This window comes from Pseudomonas sp. TNT3, assembly GCF_010095445.2.
Lineage (GTDB): Bacteria > Pseudomonadota > Gammaproteobacteria > Pseudomonadales > Pseudomonadaceae > Aquipseudomonas.
Window position 1 is genome coordinate 18,528 of record NZ_WFGV02000056.1, and the last position, 19,267, is coordinate 37,794.

A 19,267-nucleotide genomic window follows, 5' to 3' on the forward strand; every position below is an offset into this window, starting at 1 on the left:
CAACTGACAGGTTGAATGTAATGGCCTCATCGCGAGCAGGCTCACGCCTACAAAGGGAGTGTAGTGAGGCTTATGGCTTTACCAACCGCGCATCCAGGCTGTTCTGAGCCAGGCGTTTGGCCTGGTCCTGAGTCATGCCCAGATCGGTGTACAGCGCGTGGAAGTTCTCGGTGACATAGCCGCCAAAGTACGCCGGGTCATCGGAATTCACGGTGACTTTCACCCCACGTTCCAGCATGTCCAGAATGTTGTGCTGAGACATGTGATCGAACACGCAAAGCTTGGTATTCGACAATGGGCAAACAGTCAGCGGAATCTGCTCGTCAATGATCCGCTGCATCAGGCGTTCATCTTCAATGGCGCGAACGCCATGGTCGATGCGCTGGATTTTCAGCAAGTCGAGGGCTTCCCAAATGTACTCGGGCGGGCCTTCTTCACCGGCGTGGGCCACGGTCAGGAAGCCCTCGTGACGGGCGCGGTCGAATACCCGCTGGAACTTGCTTGGCGGGTGACCCATTTCCGAGCTGTCCAGGCCGACAGCCACGAACGCATCCCGGAACGGCAACGCCTGGTCGAGGGTCTTTTCGGCTTCTTCTTCGCTCAAGTGGCGCAGGAAACTCAGGATCAAACCGCTGGTGATACCCAGTTGTTGCTCGCCGTCTTTCAGTGCGCTGGCGATGCCGTTGAGCACCACTTCGAATGGCACGCCACGGTCGGTGTGGGTCTGTGGATCGAAGAACGGTTCGGTGTGAATCACGTTCTGCGCCTTGCAGCGCAACAGGTACGCCCAGGTCAGGTCGTAGAAATCCTGGGAGGTGCGCAGCACGTCAGCGCCCTGGTAATACAGGTCGAGAAACTCTTGAAGGTTGTTGAAGGCGTACGCCTTGCGCAGGGTTTCAACGTCGCTCCACGGCAGCGCGATCTTGTTGCGCTCGGCCAGGGCGAACAACAGCTCAGGTTCCAGCGAACCCTCGAGGTGCAGGTGCAGTTCTGCCTTGGGCAGGGCGTTCAACCAGTCGTACATAGTCTTTTCTCATCAGGTGCAGATGCCGGGCATTCTACAGATGCCCGCGGCAACAATTGGTAAAACCTGACCAGCCGGTTCATCACACCCCTTCCGGCTCCCGGCGATAGGCGTAGGTGTCAGCGAAGCGCGACAGCAGGAACTCGGCGCACGTGGTGATCGGATATTTAGCGGGTTGCTGTGCATCCTGGCAGCCGGGCAAGCATTCAATCACGGTGTCCGGGTGCGGTTCGGCGAAGAACGGCATCGAGTAACGGTCCACACCCAGTGGGCTGATCACCCGATGTGGCGTCGACAGATAACGGTCGTTGCTCCAGCGCGCCATCATGTCGCCGAGATTGACCACGAACGTGCCGTCGATAGGCGGTGCGTCGATCCACTGGCCTTTGACGTTGCGCACTTGCAGCCCGCCGGCGGCATCCTGATACAGCAGGGTGATGCAGCCGTAATCGGTGTGTGCGCCGGCGCCTTGTTGCTCCTCGGAACTGGCGGTGTGGCGGGGCGGGTAGTGGATCATTCGCAATACGCTGACGGGTTGATTGAAGCGGGTGTCGAAGAAGTCGAACTCGATGTTCAGCGCCAGCGTCATGGCCCGCAGCAGGGTTTGGGCGAGCGCCTGCATGTCGAGGTAATGTTGCTCCAGAAGGGGTTCCCAACCGGGTATCGAGGGGTGACGGTTAGGGCCGCGCAAGGGTTTTTCTGCCAGTACGTCAGGGTGGTCATCTGGCAGGTGCAGGCCCATGTCGAAGGTTTCTTTGAGGTCGCTTGGCCTGCCTGGATCGAGTTGCTCGGTGGCGATGGCGCCGTAGCCGCGGTGGTGGCGGGTCTGGGTGATGTCGATCTGCAGTTTTTCGGTAGTGGGGAGGGCGAAGAACTGTTTGGCACTATCGAGCACGGCTTCTATGCGCGATGGGCTGATCGGGTGGCCCTTGATGTAGAAAAAGCCCCATTCGCGGCAGGCGTGGTCGATTTGGCTGGCGACGGATTGCCAGGCGGATTGATCGTCGGTGTAGAGCGGGGCGATGTCGATGATGGGAAGCTGATTCATGCGCAGTCCTTGAAACCGTTGCGAGTCCTTGTAGGAGCTGCCGCAGGCTGCGATCTTTTGATCTTGATCTTAAAAAACAAAATCAAAAGATCGCAGCCTGCGGCAGCTCCTGCAGGGTGGCGTTCTTTTACTTCGGAATGTCGGCCTTCATGCCTTCGACGTAGTAGTTCATTGAAGCCAGCTCGGCATTGGTCGCTGTCACGCCGGACGGGATTTTCTCCGTGCCAGCCTGGTCCTTGATCGGCCCGGTGAAGGGGTGGAAGGCGCCGCTCTTGATGTCGGCAATGATCTGCTCGGCTTCGGCCTTCACCGCTGCTGGTACCAGGTCGCTGATTGGTAGCTCAACCGTGCCTTCCTTCAAGCCGCCCCAGTAATCCTGCGATTTCCATGAATGATCGAGCACACTTTGCGTCGCCTGGATGTAGTGCGGTCCCCAGTCATTGACGATGGAAGTCAGCACCGCTTTCGGTCCGAAGTGCGCCATGTCCGAAGCGTAGCCGACGGCATATACACCGCGTCGCTCAGCGGCCTGGATCGGCGCCGGGCTGTCGGTGTGCTGGAACACCACGTCGACGCCCTGATCGATCAGGGCGTTGGCGGCGTCGGCTTCCTTGCCCGGATCGAACCAGGAGTTGACCCACACCACCTTGATTTCGGTGCCGGGGTTGTACTTGTTCAGGGCCAGCTGGATGGCGTTGATGTCGCGGATCACTTCCGGGATCGGAAAGGACGCGACGTAGCCGATTTTTTTGCTTTTGGTCATCTTGGCGGCGAGGAAGCCGCCGACGTAACGCCCTTCATAGGTACGCGCCAGGTAGGTGCCGAGGTTCTTGTCCTGCTTGTACCCCGTGGCGTGTTCGAAGGTCACCTTGGGAAATTGCTTCGCGACTTTCAGGGTCGGGTTCATGTAGCCGAAAGAGGTACTGAAGATCAGGTCGTACTTGTCCTTGGCCATGTTGCGGATCACCCGCTCGGCGTCGGCGCCTTCGGGGACGTTTTCCACGTAGTTGGTGGTGATCTGGTTACCGAACTTTTCGGCCAGCGCCTTGCGCCCCTGTTCATGCTGATACGTCCAGCCGTGGTCACCGATCGGACCGATATAGACGAAACCGACTTTCAGCGGCTCGACGGCAGCGGCGCTCAGGCTGGTGCTCAGACCGATGGCTGCGGCAACGGCGCACATCAGCTTCTTCAACGGACGTTTATGCATGAACTCGAACTCCATTTTATTTTGAGGTTGACGAGTGCAATGCAAATTGCTGACCAATAAGACAACAAATGGCTAAAGACCGCGTAACGGCTATCGCGGGCAAGCCCGCTCCCACATGACCTGCGCAAATCCTGTGGGAGCGGGCGTGCCCGAGAAGGGGGCCGATTGGCCAATAAAAGTGCAGAGCCTGACACTGCCGCCATCCACTGGTGCGCTAAGGTGTAACGAAACGTTAGCGCCGTGCCGCAGTCAGTAGCTCATCATTCTGGTTTCGCTTCACTCGGTAAAAGGCCCGCAATGCTCACACTCCTCAAGCAAGAAAAGTTTCTGCTGCTGGCCCTGATCGCCGCGTTCATCGCTTATCCGCTGGAGCACTGGTTACTGCACAGCGGCCAGGTCGTGGCGTTGATCGGTGGTTTGGTGCTGATTGCGTTCATCGTCGCTGCTTCCATGCGCGTCGCCCATCACGCCGAACTGCTCGCGGAAAAGGTGGGCGACCCTTACGGCACGATGATCCTCACGCTGGCCGCAGTGCTGGTGGAAGTGGTGATCCTGGCCATCATGATGAGAAACGAAGCCTCGGCGACTTTGGTGCGCGATACGATTTATTCGGCGGTGATGCTCGACATCAACGGCATCCTCGGCCTGGCGGCGCTGATGGGTGGCCTCAAGCATGGTGAGCAGTCCTACAACGACGATTCGGCGCGCAGCTATAGCGTGATGATTCTTACCGCCATGGGCGTGTCGATGGTGGTGCCGGAGTTCATTCCCGAGGCGAACTGGAAAATTTATTCGGGTTTCACCATCGGTGCGATGGTCGTGCTGTATGCGCTGTTCCTGCGCATGCAGGTCGGGCCGCACAGTTATTTTTTCAGCTACAGCTACCCGGAAAAGCGTCGCCGCAAAGAGCCGGTAGAGACTGAACCGGCACCGGTCAGCCTGACCACTTCCATCGGCACATTGGTATTCGGCGTGGTGGTGATTGGCGCGCTGGCGGAGGTGATGTCCAAGACGCTCGATCTGGGGCTGGAAGGGACGGGAGCACCGCCGGTGATCACGGCGATTCTGGTGGCGGCGATTTCCGCGGCGCCGGAGATTTTGACGGCGTTGCGCGCGGCCTTGGCCAATCGCATGCAGTCAGTGGTCAACATCGCCATGGGCGCGTCGTTGTCGACAGTCATCCTGACCGTTCCGGTGATGGAAGCGATGGCACTCTATACCGGGCAGCCCTTTCAGATGGCGATGACACCGGTGCAGACCGTGATGATTTTCCTGACCTTGATCGTCAGCGCGATCAACCTCAACGATGGCGAAACCAATGCCATCGAAGGGATGACGCACTTTGTGCTGTTTGCGACGTTCATCATGTTGTCGTTGTTGGGGCTTTAAAAGCATCGCGGGCAAGCCCAGCTCCCACAGGTCAGACGCCGTTCTCAGGACCTGTGCAAAGCCTGTGGGAGCAAGGCTTGCCCGCGATGGCTTCAGGTCAGGTGCCGGCAATCAGTTGCCGGGCCGCCTGGCTGTGATCGGCGATCAAGCCTTTCAGATCCAGCCCCTCGACCTGCCCGTCTATCACGCGCCACTTGCCGGCGATCATCACCCGATCCGCACGGTCCGCGCCGCACAGCAGCAACGCTGAAACCGGGTCATGGCTGCCGGAGAAGCGCAGCTCGTCCAGCTTGAACAGCGCCAGATCGGCCTGTTTTCCGACTGCCAGCTCACCGATGTCGGTGCGGCCCAGCAAACTGGCCGACCCTTTGGTTGCCCAGCCCAGAACCAGTTCCGGCGTGATCTTCTCAGCGCCATAACGCAGCCGCTGAATGTACAGCGCCTGACGGGTTTCGAGCATCATGTTCGAGGCATCGTTGGACGCAGAACCATCCACACCCAAACCGAGCAATGCGCCGGCTGCGGTCAGGTCCAGGGTCGGGCAAATGCCGGAAGCCAGGCGCATGTTCGAGCTTGGGCAATGGCAGATACCGGTGCCGGCAGCGCCGAGGCGGGCGATTTCATCGGGGTTGAAGTGAATGCCGTGGGCCAGCCAGGTGCGCGGGCCGAGCCAGCCGACGCTGTCCAGGTAATCCACGGTGCGCAGGCCGAAGCGCTGCAGGCAGAAATCTTCTTCGTCGAGGGTTTCGGCCAGGTGAGTGTGCAAGCGCACATCGAGCTTGTTCGCCAGTTCAGCGCTGGCCGACATGATTTCCGGGGTTACCGAAAACGGCGAGCAGGGCGCCAGGGCGATCTGGATTTGCGCGCCGTTGCCACGTTCGTGGTAGGCGGCGATCAGGCGCTGGCTGTCGTCGAGAATGACTTCGCCTTGCTGCACGGTCTGCTGCGGCGGCAGGCCACCGTCCTTTTCACCGAGGCTCATGGAACCGCGGGTCAGCATGGCGCGCATGCCCAGTTCGCGAACACTCTCGACTTGCACGTCGATCGCGTTTTCCAGCCCTTCCGGAAACAGGTAATGGTGATCGGCTGCGGTCGTGCAGCCAGACAGCAGCAGTTCGGCCAGCGCGACTTTGCTGGCGAGGGCGAGCTTTTCCGGCGTGAGGCGAGCCCAGACCGGGTAGAGGGTTTTCAACCACGGAAACAGCGGCTGATTAACCACCGGTGCCCAGGCACGGGTCAGGGTTTGATAGAAGTGGTGGTGGGTGTTGATCAGGCCCGGCAGGATCACATGCTCGCGAGCATCGAAGACCTGCTCACAGGGCGCGGAAGGTTGCTGGCCAGCGCCGAGCACTTCGACGATGACGCCGTCTTGCACCACCAGACCGCCACGGGCATCGAGGTCATTGGCAGTGAAAATGGCAAGGGGGTTTTTTAACCAGGTACGGGTCGCAGGCATGTTGGCCGGCTCCTCTGAAAATTGGGTTCAGGGTTGCCAGCTCAGTGTTGCCCTGTCTGCTGATCCAGGTTCGCCGCGGGGGCGAGGTGCGGAGTTTCGGATAAAACGCTGTTGTGGGCAAGCCCGTCCCGACCAGACGTTGAACAACTGTGGGCGCCAAGCTTGTTCGCGATGCTGGCTCCTCGGTCTGTCGGTAATACCGAGGAGATGCCATCGCGAGCAAGCTCAGCTCCCACAGGGAGGTGGGGGTGAGCGCAGGGGGTTACCAGGGAATGGTTTCGCCTTTGTAATTGACGAAGTGATGCCCGCCCTTGCCGCTGTAGGCGTTCACTTGATCGATCAGCCCGCGCGTACTGGTTTCTACATCGATATCAGCGCCTTCGCCGCCCATGTCGGTCTTGACCCAACCTGGATGCAGCGACAGCACAGTGAGTTTCTGATCGCCCAATTGCGTCACAAAGCTGTTGGTCATGGAGTTCAGTGCCGCCTTACTGGCTTTGTACAACGCCAGGTCCGGCGAGTCAGGCATGGTCACGCTGCCCAGCACTGAGCTCATGAACGCCAGCACGCCACTGTCCGCACGAATCTGCCCGGCGAAACGCTGAGCCAGATTGATCGGTGCCACGGCATTGGTGAAGAACAACTGGCCGACTTCGGCCAATGTCGCGCCGCCCGGCGTCTGAACATCCGGACCCTTGACCCCGGCATTGACGAACAACAGATCAAACACATCGCCCTTGAGTTGTTGGCTGAGGGCGATGACGGCCTGCTGATCGTCCATGTCGAGTTTTTCGATGCGCACGTTGCCCAAGGCTTGCAATGCCTGGGCGTTCTGCGGATTGCGTACGGTGGCGGTGACTTGCCAGCCATCGGCCAGCAAGGTTTTCACCAGGCCCAGTCCCAGGCCCCGTGAGGCGCCGATGATGAGTGCGGTTTTTGCCGAAGTCATGAGGGTTTCCTTTGAATGGGAATCACGGATTTAACGGGGACAGTTGCAACGGACATTGTTGCCCGAGTCGTTGCTGTAACTCGTGACGCAACGCGCCGAGTTCGGTCATGCGGGCTTCGATCAGCTTGAGCTTGTCCTGCAGCAGTTGTGTGACGGCGCTGTCCGGGTCGGGGGACTGCCACAACGCGGCGACGCTGTTGCCGATTTCGCCGAGGGTAAAGCCCAGCCGTTGGGCCGTCTTGATGTAGAGCACCAGTTGCACCATGTCTGCGGGGTAATCGCGGTAGCCGTTGGCGCTGCGTTGTGCGGCGATCAATCCACGCTGCTCGTAAAATCGCAGCGTGTCACGACTGACCGCGCTGGCCTGGGCTAATTCACCGATGCGCATCATGACGTCTCGAGAGGGGCTTGACCCTGGAGCATACTCCAGGCTTTAGCCTTGTTGCTCCCTGAATTTATGGAGCAAGGCTGATGTGGACTTCATCGCAATACACTCGATTGGTGCGGGGCAGCGCCTGGTATGACCTGATCGTGACCGCCGCGTTTGCCACGCCGTGGAGTTTTGCTGCATTGCATGGGGTGTTGTCGGGTTTGAGTGCAGCGTTTGATCTGCCCGGGGAGCTGCCGGCGTTCGAGCCGATGCACATGCTGATGGCGAATCTGCTGGGGTCGATTGTCTGCGTGTGGGCGGTGCTGCGGATTCGTGATCCGCAGCAGGTGTATGGACGGTATGACGCTGTTGGCAGATTCCTGTTCGCTGGTTGGCAGTTGTATGCCTTGCTCCATGGTGCCACTGCGTTATTAGCGGTTTTTTTGGTCTTTGAGTTGGCGTGGGGCGTGGCTCAGGTGTTGCCTGTCAAGGCGCCTTCGCGTGCAAGCCTTGCTCCCACAGGATTCTGCGTTGACCGATAGCCCTGGAGTTGACTCGGTCACTGTGGGAGCGGGCTTGCCCGCGATGAGTTCGACTGGGTCTCCCCTAATGCCCGGCCTGCCACGGCTGCCCCAACGACATCGGCGCGTACAACCGAGTACGCACCGCATCCCGCGATAGCAGCACCAGCACCACAATGGTCGCGACGTAGGGCAGCATCGCCAGCAGGCTCGACGGGATCGCCAGCCCCAACCCCTGCGCCACCAGGTGCAGGATGCTGGCGAGCCCGAACAGGTAAGCCCCGAGCAGCAAACGCCAGACCCGCCAACTGGCGAAAACCACGAGCGCCAAAGCAATCCAGCCACGTCCGGCGCTCATGTTTTCGGCCCACATCGGCGTGTAGGCCAGGGACAAGTAAGCCCCGGCCAATCCCGCCATCGCACCGCCGAACACTACCGCCAGGGTCCGCACACCCAGCACCGGCAACCCCATGGCGCTGGCGGCATCCGGATTTTCCCCAACGGCTTGAATGATCAACCCGACGCGGCTTTTCACGATCACCCACGCCACCAGCGCAAACAGCACGAACGACAGGTACACCAACAGATCCTGGGCAAACAGCATCCGCCCGATCAGCGGGATTTCACTCAGGTAGGGAATCGCGATCGGTTCAAAGCCGGCCAGGGGCTTACCTACCCAGGCAGCACCGACGAAGGTCGACAGGCCCACGCCAAAGATCGTCAGCGCCAACCCGGTAGCCACCTGATTGGCGTTGAACACCAGCGCGACCACGGCAAACAGCGACGACAACAGCATCCCGGCAAGCATCGCCAGCAACACGCCGAGCCACAGGTTGCCGCTGTTCAGCGCGACAATAAAACCAATCACCGCGCCAAACAGCATCATGCCTTCCTGGCCCAGGTTGAGGACGCCGCTCTTCTCGCAGATGAGTTCGCCCAATGCCACCAACAGCAGCGGCGTACCGCAACGGACCATGGCGTAGAAAATATTGCTCAGCAGATCGATATCCATCACAGCGCTCCTGCTTGTACGACGGTAGTGGGTGCGCGGCGGGCCCAGCGCAGGTTCAAGCGCGGTCGGTAGAGGATCAGCACGTCACTGGCCAGCAGGAAAAACAGCATCATGCCCTGGAACAATTGGGTGATGGCTTGAGGGAGGTTCATGCTCATCTGCGCGCTCTCGCCGCCGATGTACAGCAAGGCCATGAGCAGGCTGGAAAACAGAATGCCGATCGGATTCAAGCGCCCGAGAAACGCCACGGTGATCGCGGCGTAGCCATAACCGGGGGAGACCTGCGGCACCAATTGGCCGATCGGGCCGGTGACTTCACAGACGCCGGCGAGCCCTGCTAAACCGCCGCTGATCAACAGCGCCAGCCAGATCAGCCGCTTCTCGCGGAAACCGACAAATCCGGCAGCACGCTTGTCCAGCCCGAGCACTTTGATCTGGAACCCGACGAAGCTTTTTTGCAGCAGCACCCACACCGCGACCAGTGCGAGCAACGCGAAATACACGCCGGCGTGGGCTCGCCCGTCCTCCATCAACAACGGCAAACGGCTGGCGTCGCCGAACATGGCCGACTCCGGGAAGTTGAACCCGGCGGGGTCTTTCAGCGGCCCATGTACGCAGAACAGCAGCAGGTTCAGGGCGATGTAATTAAGCATGATGCTGGTGAGGATTTCGTTGGCGTTGAAACGCGTGCGCAGCCACGCGGTCAGCCCGGCCCACGCCGCGCCGGCCAGGGTCCCGGTGAGCAGGATAAACACCAATGCCCAGCGGCTTTGCAAGTCAATGATGTTCACCGCCAATGCGCTGCCCGCCAGCGCGCCGAGCAGCAGTTGGCCTTCGGCACCGATGTTCCAGATTCGCGCCTGATACGCCACCGCCAGGCCCAAGGCACAGAGCAGAATCGGCAGCGCCTTGACCAACAGTTCGCAAATGCCATACAGATCGCTGATGGGCGCGATCAGCAAAGTGTGCAATGTCAGCAATGGGTCGTGCCCGAGCGCAATGAACAACAACGAGCCACAGCCCAGCGTCAGGACAGCCGCCAGTAAGGGCGAGCACCACAGCATCAGGCGTGATTGCTGACCACGGGGTTCTAGAGAAAGCAGCATGTGTGACTCCGTTAAACCGTTGCGGGTGCAGGTGATTGAGGGGCGTCGAACTGACCGGCCATCCAGCGACCGACATCGATCAGTCGGGTGTCGGCGGTGGCCTTGAGCGTCGACATTTGGCCGCTGCACAAGGCACCCAGCCGGTCGCTGATCTGGAACAGTTCGTCGAGGTCTTCGGAGATCACCAGGATCGCCGCACCGCCATCGCGCAAGGCAATCAGCGCTCGATGAATGGTGGCGGCGGCGCCGACGTCCACGCCCCAGGTCGGGTGCGCGGCGATCAGCAATTTCGGTTGTTGAAGGATTTCCCGGCCGAGAATGAATTTCTGCAGGTTGCCGCCGGACAAGCTGCGCGCCGGTGCTTGGGTGTCGGGAGTTTTCACTCCGAAGCGGTGGATGATCTCTTCGGCCAAGGCTTCGACCTTGCTGCGTTGGATCAGGCCGTTGCTTACCAGACCGTGTTGGAAGGCGGTCAGCAGCGCGTTGTCGGCCAGGCTGAGTTCCGGCACCGCACCGTGGCCCAGACGCTCGGCGGGAACGAAGGCCAGACCGAGTTTGCGTCGCGCATCGGGTCGCAGATGGGCCACGGGTTGGCCGCCGAAACAGATCCTGTCGGCGTCGTTGTGGTGCAGCCGTTGCTCACCACTGAGCAAGGCGAGCAACTCATCCTGGCCATTGCCGGCGACACCGGCGATGCCGACGATTTCACCGCCGTGCACTTCAAGATTGATGGCCTTGAGCGAGCAACCAAACGGGTCCGGATTGTGCCAGGACACCCCCTTCACGTTGAGAAAGACATCACCGCCCATGGCCTTTGGGTAATCGGTGATCAGCTCGGCGGTTTCTCCGACCATCAACCGCGCCAGTTGCTGATCGGAGCATTCGTTCGGCACGCAATGCCCGGCCACTCGACCGCCGCGTAACACCGTGGCGCTGTGGCACAACGCGCGCACTTCACTGAGCTTGTGGCTGATAAACAGAATGCTGCAGCCTTCCGACGCCAGGCGCCGCAAAGTGACGAACAAATCGTCGGCCTCTTGAGGTGTCAGCACGGAAGTCGGTTCATCGAGAATCAGCAGGCGGATGTCCTGCATCAGGCAGCGAATGATCTCCACCCGTTGCCGTTCCCCGATGGACAGGCTGTGGACAAGTCGCTCGGGTTCCAGCGCCATGCCATAGCGCTGGGATACTTCACGGATTTTGGGTTCGAGCTGTTTCGGCGTACCGGCCGCGCCGCCCATGGCCAGGGCAATGTTTTGTGCCACGGTCAGGGTTTCAAACAACGAAAAATGCTGGAACACCATGCCGATTCCCAAACTCCGGGCCTGGCCAGGATTGCGCATGTTCACCCGCTGACCTTGCCAGATGATCTCTCCCGAATCGGCCTGGGTGACGCCATAAATAATCTTCATCAGAGTACTTTTGCCCGCGCCATTCTCGCCGAGCAGGGCGTGGATTTCGCCCGGATCGATGCTGAGGTCGATGGCGTCGTTGGCCAGGCAACCGGGATAACGCTTGGAGATTTTGCGCATCTGCAGGCGGTGTGTTGGGTCGGGGATCGGCACGGGGTTGGGCATGACAGGCTCGGGTCGATTGGAGTTATGCCTGTGGATAAAGCAATTTCCTGGCCATTGAGTCAGGAAAAGTCGAAAACACTCAGGGTAGAGGTCTTGAGGACGGTACTTCGAGCGAGATTGTGTATTGGTCCGGCACTACTTGAGGGCGGCACCATTGAGCAAGCCCTGTTTTTGCCCTGGTTTGGCTGGTCAAAAAACGAGCAACGCGCCGCAAGCCATGCAGGATATGGGGCAGCGACAGGCATGAACGGGTTATCCACAGAATGCTCCACAGTATTTGTGCGCAAGCTCCCGCGACGGGCATAAGCATTCACCGGCTTTCTTCTAACGGCGATATACGACGCTAACTGATTGTTTTTAAATTGATTTGTTTGTTTTCATGGCGGATTGGGCAAAAAATGTACAAAGCCCGCAAAGCCGCATGACAGAAGGGTTACAGCCGAGTGTGCTCAGGTTATCCACAGCCGGATGCACAGTAGATGTGGGCAAGTGTTGGGAGCATGAGAATTGGGCGATGCTCCAAAAGATCGCAGGCTGCGCTCCTCTGAGCGTCTTAACGTTGCAACAAAATGCGCCCGCGACTGAGATCTGCCAGCAGCGTTTGAAGGGTATCAATCTGGGCTTCACCCACCGCCAATTGCAGCTCTACGCCATTAGCGGTGAATGTCTCCTCGGTCACCAGGCCTCCCAGCTCTGCCACACGAAGTTTCACCAATGGCAGCTCGGCGAACCCACAGGCACAACTCAGAGGTACCCGGCTGATCAACTCGACTTTCGGTGCGTTTTGCAGGCATTTGTTTGCCCCGCCGCCATACGCCCGTGCGAGGCCGCCGGTGCCGAGTTGAATTCCGCCGTACCAGCGAATTACCAACACCACGACCTGATCACAGTCCTGTGCGTCGATGGCGGCCAAAATCGGACGACCCGCTGTGCCACCCGGTTCGCCGTCATCGGTGCTGCGGTATTGATCGCCAAGCTTCCACGCCCAGCAGTTATGCGTGGCATTCACGTCGCTATGCTGCTCGATGAATGCCTGGGCTTCAGCCGGGCTGCCGATCGGTGCGGCGAAGGTGATGAAGCGACTTTTGCGAATCTCTTCGCGGTATTCGCAAAAACCGCTGAGGGTAAAAGGCATAGGTGTCTTAAATAGTGGGCGTGAGGCCGCAGCCCTTGAGGATGATGCGGATCAGGTTGTTGCCGGCGTCTTCCATGTCCTGCTTGGTCAACTTGGAGCGCCCGCTAACGCGGCAGATCTGCGTGGCGAAGTCAGCGTAATGCTGGGTGCTGCCCCACAGGAGAAAGATCAGGTTGACCGGGTCGACGGGGTCCATTTTGCCTGCATCGATCCACGCCTGGAACACCGCGGCACGGCCCTGGAACCAGGCACGGTAGTCCTGATTGAAGTACTCGGTCAGGCATTCGCCACCACTGATGACTTCCATCGCGAAGATCCGCGAGGCCTGCGGCTGACGTCGCGAGAACTCCATCTTCGCGCGAATGTACCGCGTCAGCGCCTCGGCGGGATCATCCTCGGCTGTCAGGGTGTTGAAGGTGCTATCCCACAGTTCGATGATGTTGCTCAGCACCGCGACGTACAAACCAAGCTTATTGGTGAAGTAGTAATGCAGGTTCGCTTTTGGCAATCCGGCATTCAGGGCGATGGTGTTCATGCTGGTGCCTTTGAAACCGTGACGCGCGAATTCGTCTTCAGCGGCTTTGATGATGGTCTCTTCGTTCTTTTGACGAATGCGGCTGGCGGGTTTTCCGCCGTGGGCTGGGACTTCAAAGGTCATAGGCACTTCCGAACTGATAGGTGGGTGCAACCAGTGCGTTGATAGCGCACCCACGTGTATCAGACAAGTCCTGTCACGATAAAAGCGCTACACCTGCTCGATCGGCTCGGCGTTCAGTGCCTGATTGACTGCAGCCGGGCTTGTTTTGGTTTCAGGGAGCAGAAGGCACATCAGAATCGCGGTCAGACCTCCGCTGGTGATCGCCGAATCGAACAGGTTCTGTACGAGCTTGGGCATCAGGTGCAAAAGGTTGGGTTGCGCCGCGATGCCCAAGCCCACTCCGAAGGACGTGGCAATGATCAACATGCTGCGTCGGTCCAGCGGTGCCTGGGCAAGGATACGTACGCCGGCGGCCGCGACGCTGCCAAACATCACCAGCGTTGCACCGCCGAGCACCGGTTTGGGGATTTGCTGCAGCACCGCGCCTATCAGGGGAAACAACCCGAGACAGAACAGCACTGCACCGATGTATAACCCGACGTAACGGCTGGCCACGCCGGTGAGCTGAATCACACCGTTGTTCTGCGCGAACGTGGTGTTGGGGAACGCGCTGAACGTGGCGGCGATGACGCAACTGACGCCGTCACCGAGCACGCCTCCCTTCAACCGATTGATATAGGAAGGCCCCGTGATGGGCTGGCGCGCGAGCATGCAATTGGCTGTCAGGTCGCCGACGGTTTCGATGGTGCTGATCAGGTAGATAAGTGCGACTGGCAGGAACGCGCTCCAGTCGAAGTTGAAGCCGAACTTGAATGGGATTGGGAGACTGATCAGCGGCACGTCAGGCAATGGCTGCGGCACCAGTTTTCCGCTGAACCAGGCAGCCAGGCTGCCAAGTACCAGGCCGATGATAATGGCAGAGAGTCGGATCCAGGGGGTGTTCGAACGGTTGAGCAAAATGATCGTCAACAGCACGAATACGCCAAGGGCGAGATTGCCCGGCGCCCCGAAGTCCGCGGCGTTGAAACCGCCACCCAGATCGGTGATGCCGACCTTGATGAGGCTGATGCCGATCAGCGTAATCACGATCCCGGTCACCAATGGCGTGATTACCCGGCGCAATTGGCCGATGAAGCGGCTCAGGACTATCTGCACCACGGCGCCAAAGAAGCACACCCCGAAAATCATCGCCAGGATATCTTCCGGGCTGCCACCGCGCTGTTTGACCAGAAATCCTGCCGACAACACAGCGCCCAGGAACGCAAAGCTGGTGCCTTGCAAGCAGATCATGCCGGCCCCGATGCCAAACGGCCTGCGTGCCTGAATGAAGGTTCCTACCCCCGACACCATCAACGCCATGCTGATCAGGTAGGGCAAGTGGGCGGTGAGTCCCAGCGTTGAACCGATGACCAGCGGCGGGGTAATGATGCCGACAAAACTGGCGAGCACGTGTTGCAGGGCGGCGAGGATAGCGGCGAGTGGCTTCGGACGGTCGTTGAGGCCATAGATCAAATCGCTGGGGCTTGAGGATTCTGGCTGCATGGGCGTTGGTCTTCTTTTTAGCGGGGATGACGGTTCTCATGCCCTGCAAAAAGCTGTCCAAGTGCTCAAGATATTTTGCGTTGTAAGGCCTGCAGGCCTTTTAATACGCCGCTTTGGTGATTTTTCATCTTGTTGCGGCCAGGCTTTCCAGAAAGCTTTCGAGCACTAAATGGGGGCGGCGGCCCTTGCGTGTGACCGATGCGAGACTCAGGTCATAGAAGCGTGCTTTGGGCTTCAATGCTCGCAACCGGCCTTGTTGCACCCACAGGGCAGCGTAGTGGTCTGGCAGATAGCCGATGTAGCGCCCGGTCAGGATCAGGAAGGCCATGCCTTCACGGTCGGACGCGCTGGCGGTGCAGTTAAGCGCCTGGTAATGGGCCTGGATGTCGGCGGGTAAACGGAAGGTGGGGGCGATGGCGTCCTGGCTATTTAGGCGTTCGTCGTCCAGTTGTTTGTCGTCGACGTAAAACAACGGGTGGCCGACCGCGCAATAAAGCAGGGAGCGCTCGCTGTAGAGCGGCTGATATTCCAGTCCCGACAGTGCGCTGGCTTGGGGCACCACGCCGACATGCAGACGACCGTCGAGTACACCTTGTTCGACTTCGTTGGGCGCGATCATGCGGATCTGGATCTGCACGTCGGGGCCACGTTCCTTCAGTTGTGCAAGGGCGTGGGTAATGCGCATGTGGGGGAGGGTGACGAGGTTGTCGGTCAGCCCGATGGTCAATTCGCCACGCAAATGCTGATGCAGGCCGTTGACCTCGGTGCGAAAACTTTCCAGTGCACTTAATAGCTGCAACGCGGATTGATAGACCTCCCGACCTTCTTCGGTCAGGGAAAAGCCTGCACGACCGCGTTGGCACAGGCGCAGTCCGAGGCGCTGTTCCAGGTCGCTCATTTGCTGGCTGATGGCTGAACGGCCGATGCCCAGCACTGACTCCGCGGCAGAGAAGCCGCCGCACTCCACCACGCTACGAAAAATCCTCAGCAGTCGGATATCAAAGTCGCTGACTTGCGCCAGAGGATCGGGGCGGCGAGTGCTCATGCTGTTAATTACTCAAAGTTTAGTGTGGGTCAGACTGAACGTTAGAAAAGTTGGATTTCACAGACTTTATCCTCGTGGCAATTTAGCTGCAAGAACGCTTTTTGATCTCTATGCCGCTTATTGCCCTGCGAGGTTTTGCTCATGAACATGCCTGAAAACGCTCAGTCTTCCCTGGCCAGCCAGTTGAAGCTCGATGCTCACTGGATGCCTTACACCGCCAACCGTAACTTCCAGCGTGATCCGCGACTGATCGTTGCCGCTGAGGGCAGTTGGCTGACTGACGACAAGGGCCGCAAGGTGTATGACTCGCTGTCCGGTCTGTGGACATGCGGCGCAGGGCACACCCGCAAAGAGATTCAGGAAGCAGTTGCCAAACAACTGGGCACTCTTGATTACTCGCCGGGCTTCCAGTACGGCCACCCGCTGTCGTTCCAGCTCGCTGAAAAGATCACTGATCTGACGCCGGGCAATCTGAATCACGTGTTCTTTACGGACTCGGGCTCCGAGTGTGCGGATACGGCCGTGAAGATGGTTCGCGCTTACTGGCGCCTGAAAGGCCAGGCCACCAAGACGAAGATGATCGGCCGTGCGCGTGGTTATCACGGTGTGAACATCGCCGGTACCAGCCTTGGCGGTGTGAACGGCAACCGCAAAATGTTTGGTCAGGCGATGATGGATGTCGATCATCTGCCGCACACGCTGCTGGCGAGCAATGCCTATTCCCGTGGTATGCCGAAAGAGGGCGGTATCGCTCTGGCGGATGAGCTGTTGAAGCTGATCGAACTGCATGACGCTTCTAACATCGCTGCAGTGTTTGTCGAGCCGATGGCCGGTTCCGCTGGTGTGCTGGTTCCGCCAGAGGGTTACCTCAAGCGCCTCCGCGAGATCTGCGATCAGCACAATATTCTTCTGGTGTTCGATGAAGTGATCACCGGTTTCGGTCGCACCGGTTCCATGTTTGGTGCTGACAGCTTCGGCGTGACCCCGGATCTGATGTGCATCGCCAAGCAAGTCACCAACGGCGCGATCCCGATGGGTGCGGTGATTGCCAGTTCCGAGATCTACCAGACCTTCATGAATCAGGCGACGCCTGAGTACGCGGTCGAGTTTCCGCACGGCTACACGTATTCCGCACACCCGGTGGCCTGTGCCGCTGGCCTGGCGGCACTCGATCTGCTGCAGAAAGAAAACCTGGTGCAGAGCGTGGCCGAAGTGGCGCCGCATTTCGAGAATGCGCTACACGGTCTGAAGGGGTCGAAGAACGTTATCGACATTCGCAACTACGGCCTGGCCGGTGCGATCCAGATCGCTCCGCGTGACGGAGATGCCATCGTGCGTCCGTTCGAAGCGGGCATGGCATTGTGGAAGGCAGGGTTCTACGTACGCTTTGGCGGCGACACTTTGCAGTTCGGCCCAACATTCAATAGCAAACCGCAGGACCTTGATCGTTTGTTCGATGCGGTCGGCGAAGTGCTGAACAAGATCGACTGATTCCAAACGCTATCTATATAGAGAGGGCGCCCTGAGCAGGGCGCTTGTGGACAATTTTCAGGAGCCCCGCATGAGCCTTATCCCGCATTTGATCAATGGTGAGCTGGTGACCGACAACGGTCGCACTGCTGACGTGTTCAACCCGTCGACCGGTCAGCCCATTCATAAAGTGCCATTGGCCAGCCGCGAAACCATTCAACAGGCGATCGACGCTGCCAAGGCTGCATTCCCGGCCTGGCGCAATACGCCACCGGCGAAACGTGCCCAAGTGATGTTTCGCTTCAAGCAATTGCTGGAACAGAACGAAGCGCGTATTTCCCAGCTGATCAGCGAAGAGCACGGCAAGACACTTGAAGACGCTGCAGGTGAACTGAAGCGCGGTATCGAGAACGTCGAGTTCGCCTGTGCCGCTCCGGAAATCCTCAAGGGCGAGTACAGCCGTAACGTCGGCCCGAACATTGATGCGTGGTCGGATTTCCAGCCGCTGGGTGTGGTCGCGGGTATCACGCCCTTCAACTTCCCGGCGATGGTGCCGCTCTGGATGTATCCGTTGGCGATCGTCTGCGGTAACTGCTTCATCCTCAAGCCGTCCGAGCGTGATCCGAGCTCCACATTGCTGATCGCGCAGTTGTTGCTGGAAGCCGGTCTGCCAAAAGGTGTGATGAGCGTGGTGCATGGCGACAAGTCGGCAGTGGACGCGCTGATCGAAGCGCCGGAAGTCAAGGCGCTGAGCTTTGTCGGTTCGACGCCGATTGCCGAGTACATCTATGCCGAGGGCACCAAGCGCGGCAAGCGCGTACAGGCCCTGGGCGGCGCGAAGAATCACGCGGTATTGATGCCGGATGCGGATCTGGATAACGCGGTCAGCGCGTTGATGGGCGCTGCCTACGGTTCTTGTGGCGAGCGTTGCATGGCGATCTCGGTGGCCGTGTGTGTGGGCGATCAGGTAGCAGATGCGCTGGTGGCCAAGCTGGTACCGCAGATCAAGGCACTGAAAATCGGTGCAGGTACTTCTTGCGGTCTGGACATGGGGCCGCTGGTCACGGGGCAGGCGCGGGACAAAGTCGGCGGTTATGTGGATGACGGCGTTGCTGCCGGCGCCACGCTGGTGGTCGATGGTCGCGGCCTGAGTGTGGCTGGCCATGAAGAAGGGTTCTTCCTGGGTGGCTGCCTGTTCGACAACGTCACGCCAGAGATGCGTATCTATAAAGAAGAGATCTTTGGGCCAGTGCTGTGTGTCGTCCGCGTCAACAGCCTGGAAGAGGCAATGCAGCTGATCAATGATCACGAGTATGGCAACGGCACCTGCATCTTCACCCGTGATGGGGAAGCGGCGCGGTTGTTCTGCGATGAGATCGAAGTCGGTATGGTCGGCGTCAACGTGCCGCTGCCAGTTCCGGTTGCGTATCACAGCTTTGGTGGCTGGAAGCGTTCGTTGTTTGGTGACCTGCACGCTTATGGTCCGGATGGGGTGCGCTTCTATACCCGTCGCAAGGCCATTACGCAGCGCTGGCCGCAACGTGCGAGTCATGAAGCTTCGCAGTTCGCATTTCCTAGCTTGTAAGTAGAAGGGAAGAAGGCCGCCTTTATAGGGCGGCCTTCTTGTTTTCGGGGCTTTTTTGACCTTTGTGACAGATTTATGAAATTAGAGGTTGACGGCAGATTCTGGATGTCTATAATTCGCCCCACTTCCGGCGCAGTCGAAACGGAAAACTCCTTGGTAAACAAAGAGTTACGCAGTTTTCGGCAGTGAGTTGCTTCAGGTCATCGAAGCGCGAAAGGAGTTGAAAAAGA

General features: G+C 59.2%; 17 protein-coding genes. 4 read left to right on the forward strand and 13 right to left on the reverse strand.

Translation table 11 applies throughout. From position 1 onward, the window contains the following. Positions 1 to 70 precede the first annotated feature (70 nt). The 3 genes from GBC55_RS24730 to GBC55_RS24740 form a co-directional block, all read right to left on the reverse strand. A complete protein-coding gene (locus tag GBC55_RS24730; RefSeq protein ID WP_162440102.1) occupies positions 71 to 1,024 on the reverse strand; it encodes an adenosine deaminase in 954 nt (317 codons plus the stop codon). A gap of 82 nt (positions 1,025 to 1,106) precedes the next feature. Next, positions 1,107 to 2,072: a 2-oxoglutarate and iron-dependent oxygenase domain-containing protein gene (locus tag GBC55_RS24735; protein WP_162440103.1), complete on the reverse strand. Its 966-nt coding sequence runs from the start codon at positions 2,070 to 2,072 to the stop codon at positions 1,107 to 1,109. 127 nt (positions 2,073 to 2,199) lie between these two features. Beyond that, positions 2,200 to 3,282, reverse strand: coding sequence for a BMP family ABC transporter substrate-binding protein (locus GBC55_RS24740; RefSeq protein WP_162440104.1), 1,083 nt, complete (start codon positions 3,280 to 3,282; stop codon positions 2,200 to 2,202). 297 nt (positions 3,283 to 3,579) lie between these two features. Here GBC55_RS24740 and GBC55_RS24745 point away from each other — a divergent pair, with 297 nt between their 5' ends. Beyond that, on the forward strand, positions 3,580 to 4,671 hold the full coding sequence (locus tag GBC55_RS24745) for a calcium:proton antiporter (RefSeq protein WP_162440105.1): 1,092 nt from the start codon (positions 3,580 to 3,582) through the stop codon (positions 4,669 to 4,671). A gap of 97 nt (positions 4,672 to 4,768) precedes the next feature. Here the strand turns inward: GBC55_RS24745 and GBC55_RS24750 are convergent, their stop codons facing one another. The 3 genes from GBC55_RS24750 to GBC55_RS24760 all read right to left on the reverse strand — a co-directional run bounded on the left by GBC55_RS24750 (position 4,769) and on the right by GBC55_RS24760 (position 7,464). Further along, positions 4,769 to 6,127 carry an 8-oxoguanine deaminase gene (locus tag GBC55_RS24750; RefSeq protein ID WP_162440106.1) on the reverse strand — a complete coding sequence of 453 codons (1,359 nt, stop codon included), beginning with the start codon at positions 6,125 to 6,127 and terminating at the stop codon, positions 4,769 to 4,771. Positions 6,128 to 6,389: 262 nt separating this feature from the next. After that, positions 6,390 to 7,076, reverse strand: a complete 687-nt coding sequence (locus GBC55_RS24755) for an SDR family oxidoreductase (RefSeq protein WP_162440107.1) — start codon at positions 7,074 to 7,076, stop codon at positions 6,390 to 6,392. 22 nt (positions 7,077 to 7,098) lie between these two features. Then, entirely contained in the window at positions 7,099 to 7,464 is a 366-nt protein-coding gene (locus GBC55_RS24760; protein ID WP_162440118.1) for a MerR family transcriptional regulator, read from the reverse strand. Positions 7,465 to 7,547: 83 nt separating this feature from the next. Here GBC55_RS24760 and GBC55_RS24765 point away from each other — a divergent pair, with 83 nt between their 5' ends. Continuing rightward, entirely contained in the window at positions 7,548 to 7,988 is a 441-nt protein-coding gene (locus GBC55_RS24765; protein WP_162440108.1) for a hypothetical protein, read from the forward strand. 64 nt (positions 7,989 to 8,052) lie between these two features. On the opposite strand, the gene GBC55_RS24770 is transcribed toward GBC55_RS24765, so the two are convergent. From GBC55_RS24770 to GBC55_RS24800, 7 genes are all read right to left on the reverse strand, one after another. Next, the gene (locus tag GBC55_RS24770; protein WP_162440109.1) at positions 8,053 to 8,979 is read right to left on the reverse strand and encodes an ABC transporter permease; all 927 of its coding nucleotides are present in this window, start codon (positions 8,977 to 8,979) and stop codon (positions 8,053 to 8,055) included. Then, a complete protein-coding gene (locus GBC55_RS24775) occupies positions 8,979 to 10,085 on the reverse strand; it encodes an ABC transporter permease (RefSeq protein WP_162440110.1) in 1,107 nt (368 codons plus the stop codon). Before GBC55_RS24775 ends, GBC55_RS24770 begins: the two co-directional genes overlap by 1 nt. A gap of 11 nt (positions 10,086 to 10,096) precedes the next feature. Continuing rightward, positions 10,097 to 11,662 (reverse strand): ABC transporter ATP-binding protein, encoded by a 1,566-nt coding sequence (locus GBC55_RS24780; RefSeq protein WP_162440111.1) that lies wholly within the window; start codon positions 11,660 to 11,662, stop codon positions 10,097 to 10,099. Between the two features lie 553 nt (positions 11,663 to 12,215). Next, positions 12,216 to 12,797: a YigZ family protein gene (locus GBC55_RS24785; protein WP_162440112.1), complete on the reverse strand. Its 582-nt coding sequence runs from the start codon at positions 12,795 to 12,797 to the stop codon at positions 12,216 to 12,218. A 7-nt stretch (positions 12,798 to 12,804) separates the two neighbouring features. Continuing rightward, positions 12,805 to 13,455 (reverse strand): TetR/AcrR family transcriptional regulator, encoded by a 651-nt coding sequence (locus GBC55_RS24790; protein WP_162440113.1) that lies wholly within the window; start codon positions 13,453 to 13,455, stop codon positions 12,805 to 12,807. A gap of 87 nt (positions 13,456 to 13,542) precedes the next feature. After that, positions 13,543 to 14,937: a nucleobase:cation symporter-2 family protein gene (locus tag GBC55_RS24795; protein WP_162440114.1), complete on the reverse strand. Its 1,395-nt coding sequence runs from the start codon at positions 14,935 to 14,937 to the stop codon at positions 13,543 to 13,545. Between the two features lie 124 nt (positions 14,938 to 15,061). Continuing rightward, the gene (locus GBC55_RS24800; protein ID WP_162440115.1) at positions 15,062 to 15,982 is read right to left on the reverse strand and encodes a LysR family transcriptional regulator; all 921 of its coding nucleotides are present in this window, start codon (positions 15,980 to 15,982) and stop codon (positions 15,062 to 15,064) included. Between the two features lie 141 nt (positions 15,983 to 16,123). Between GBC55_RS24800 and GBC55_RS24805 the strand changes: the two genes are divergently transcribed. Both GBC55_RS24805 and GBC55_RS24810 read left to right on the forward strand, forming a co-directional pair. Then, entirely contained in the window at positions 16,124 to 17,473 is a 1,350-nt protein-coding gene (locus tag GBC55_RS24805; RefSeq protein WP_162440116.1) for an aspartate aminotransferase family protein, read from the forward strand. A gap of 70 nt (positions 17,474 to 17,543) precedes the next feature. Continuing rightward, positions 17,544 to 19,037, forward strand: a complete 1,494-nt coding sequence (locus GBC55_RS24810) for a CoA-acylating methylmalonate-semialdehyde dehydrogenase (protein WP_162440117.1) — start codon at positions 17,544 to 17,546, stop codon at positions 19,035 to 19,037. The last annotated feature ends 230 nt before the right edge of the window (positions 19,038 to 19,267 follow it).

Coding starts and splice junctions, on each gene's coding strand:
- GBC55_RS24765 (WP_162440108.1), top strand. CDS start 7,548: ATGTGGACTTCATCGCAATACACTCGATTGGTGCGGGGCAGCGCCTGG.
- GBC55_RS24780 (WP_162440111.1), bottom strand. CDS start 11,662: ATGCCCAACCCCGTGCCGATCCCCGACCCAACACACCGCCTGCAGATG.
- GBC55_RS24795 (WP_162440114.1), bottom strand. CDS start 14,937: ATGCAGCCAGAATCCTCAAGCCCCAGCGATTTGATCTATGGCCTCAAC.
- GBC55_RS24760 (WP_162440118.1), bottom strand. CDS start 7,464: ATGCGCATCGGTGAATTAGCCCAGGCCAGCGCGGTCAGTCGTGACACG.
- GBC55_RS24785 (WP_162440112.1), bottom strand. CDS start 12,797: ATGCCTTTTACCCTCAGCGGTTTTTGCGAATACCGCGAAGAGATTCGC.
- GBC55_RS24730 (WP_162440102.1), bottom strand. CDS start 1,024: ATGTACGACTGGTTGAACGCCCTGCCCAAGGCAGAACTGCACCTGCAC.
- GBC55_RS24810 (WP_162440117.1), top strand. CDS start 17,544: ATGAGCCTTATCCCGCATTTGATCAATGGTGAGCTGGTGACCGACAAC.
- GBC55_RS24740 (WP_162440104.1), bottom strand. CDS start 3,282: ATGCATAAACGTCCGTTGAAGAAGCTGATGTGCGCCGTTGCCGCAGCC.
- GBC55_RS24735 (WP_162440103.1), bottom strand. CDS start 2,072: ATGAATCAGCTTCCCATCATCGACATCGCCCCGCTCTACACCGACGAT.
- GBC55_RS24775 (WP_162440110.1), bottom strand. CDS start 10,085: ATGCTGCTTTCTCTAGAACCCCGTGGTCAGCAATCACGCCTGATGCTG.
- GBC55_RS24745 (WP_162440105.1), top strand. CDS start 3,580: ATGCTCACACTCCTCAAGCAAGAAAAGTTTCTGCTGCTGGCCCTGATC.
- GBC55_RS24805 (WP_162440116.1), top strand. CDS start 16,124: ATGAACATGCCTGAAAACGCTCAGTCTTCCCTGGCCAGCCAGTTGAAG.
- GBC55_RS24800 (WP_162440115.1), bottom strand. CDS start 15,982: ATGAGCACTCGCCGCCCCGATCCTCTGGCGCAAGTCAGCGACTTTGAT.
- GBC55_RS24790 (WP_162440113.1), bottom strand. CDS start 13,455: ATGACCTTTGAAGTCCCAGCCCACGGCGGAAAACCCGCCAGCCGCATT.
- GBC55_RS24755 (WP_162440107.1), bottom strand. CDS start 7,076: ATGACTTCGGCAAAAACCGCACTCATCATCGGCGCCTCACGGGGCCTG.
- GBC55_RS24770 (WP_162440109.1), bottom strand. CDS start 8,979: ATGGATATCGATCTGCTGAGCAATATTTTCTACGCCATGGTCCGTTGC.
- GBC55_RS24750 (WP_162440106.1), bottom strand. CDS start 6,127: ATGCCTGCGACCCGTACCTGGTTAAAAAACCCCCTTGCCATTTTCACT.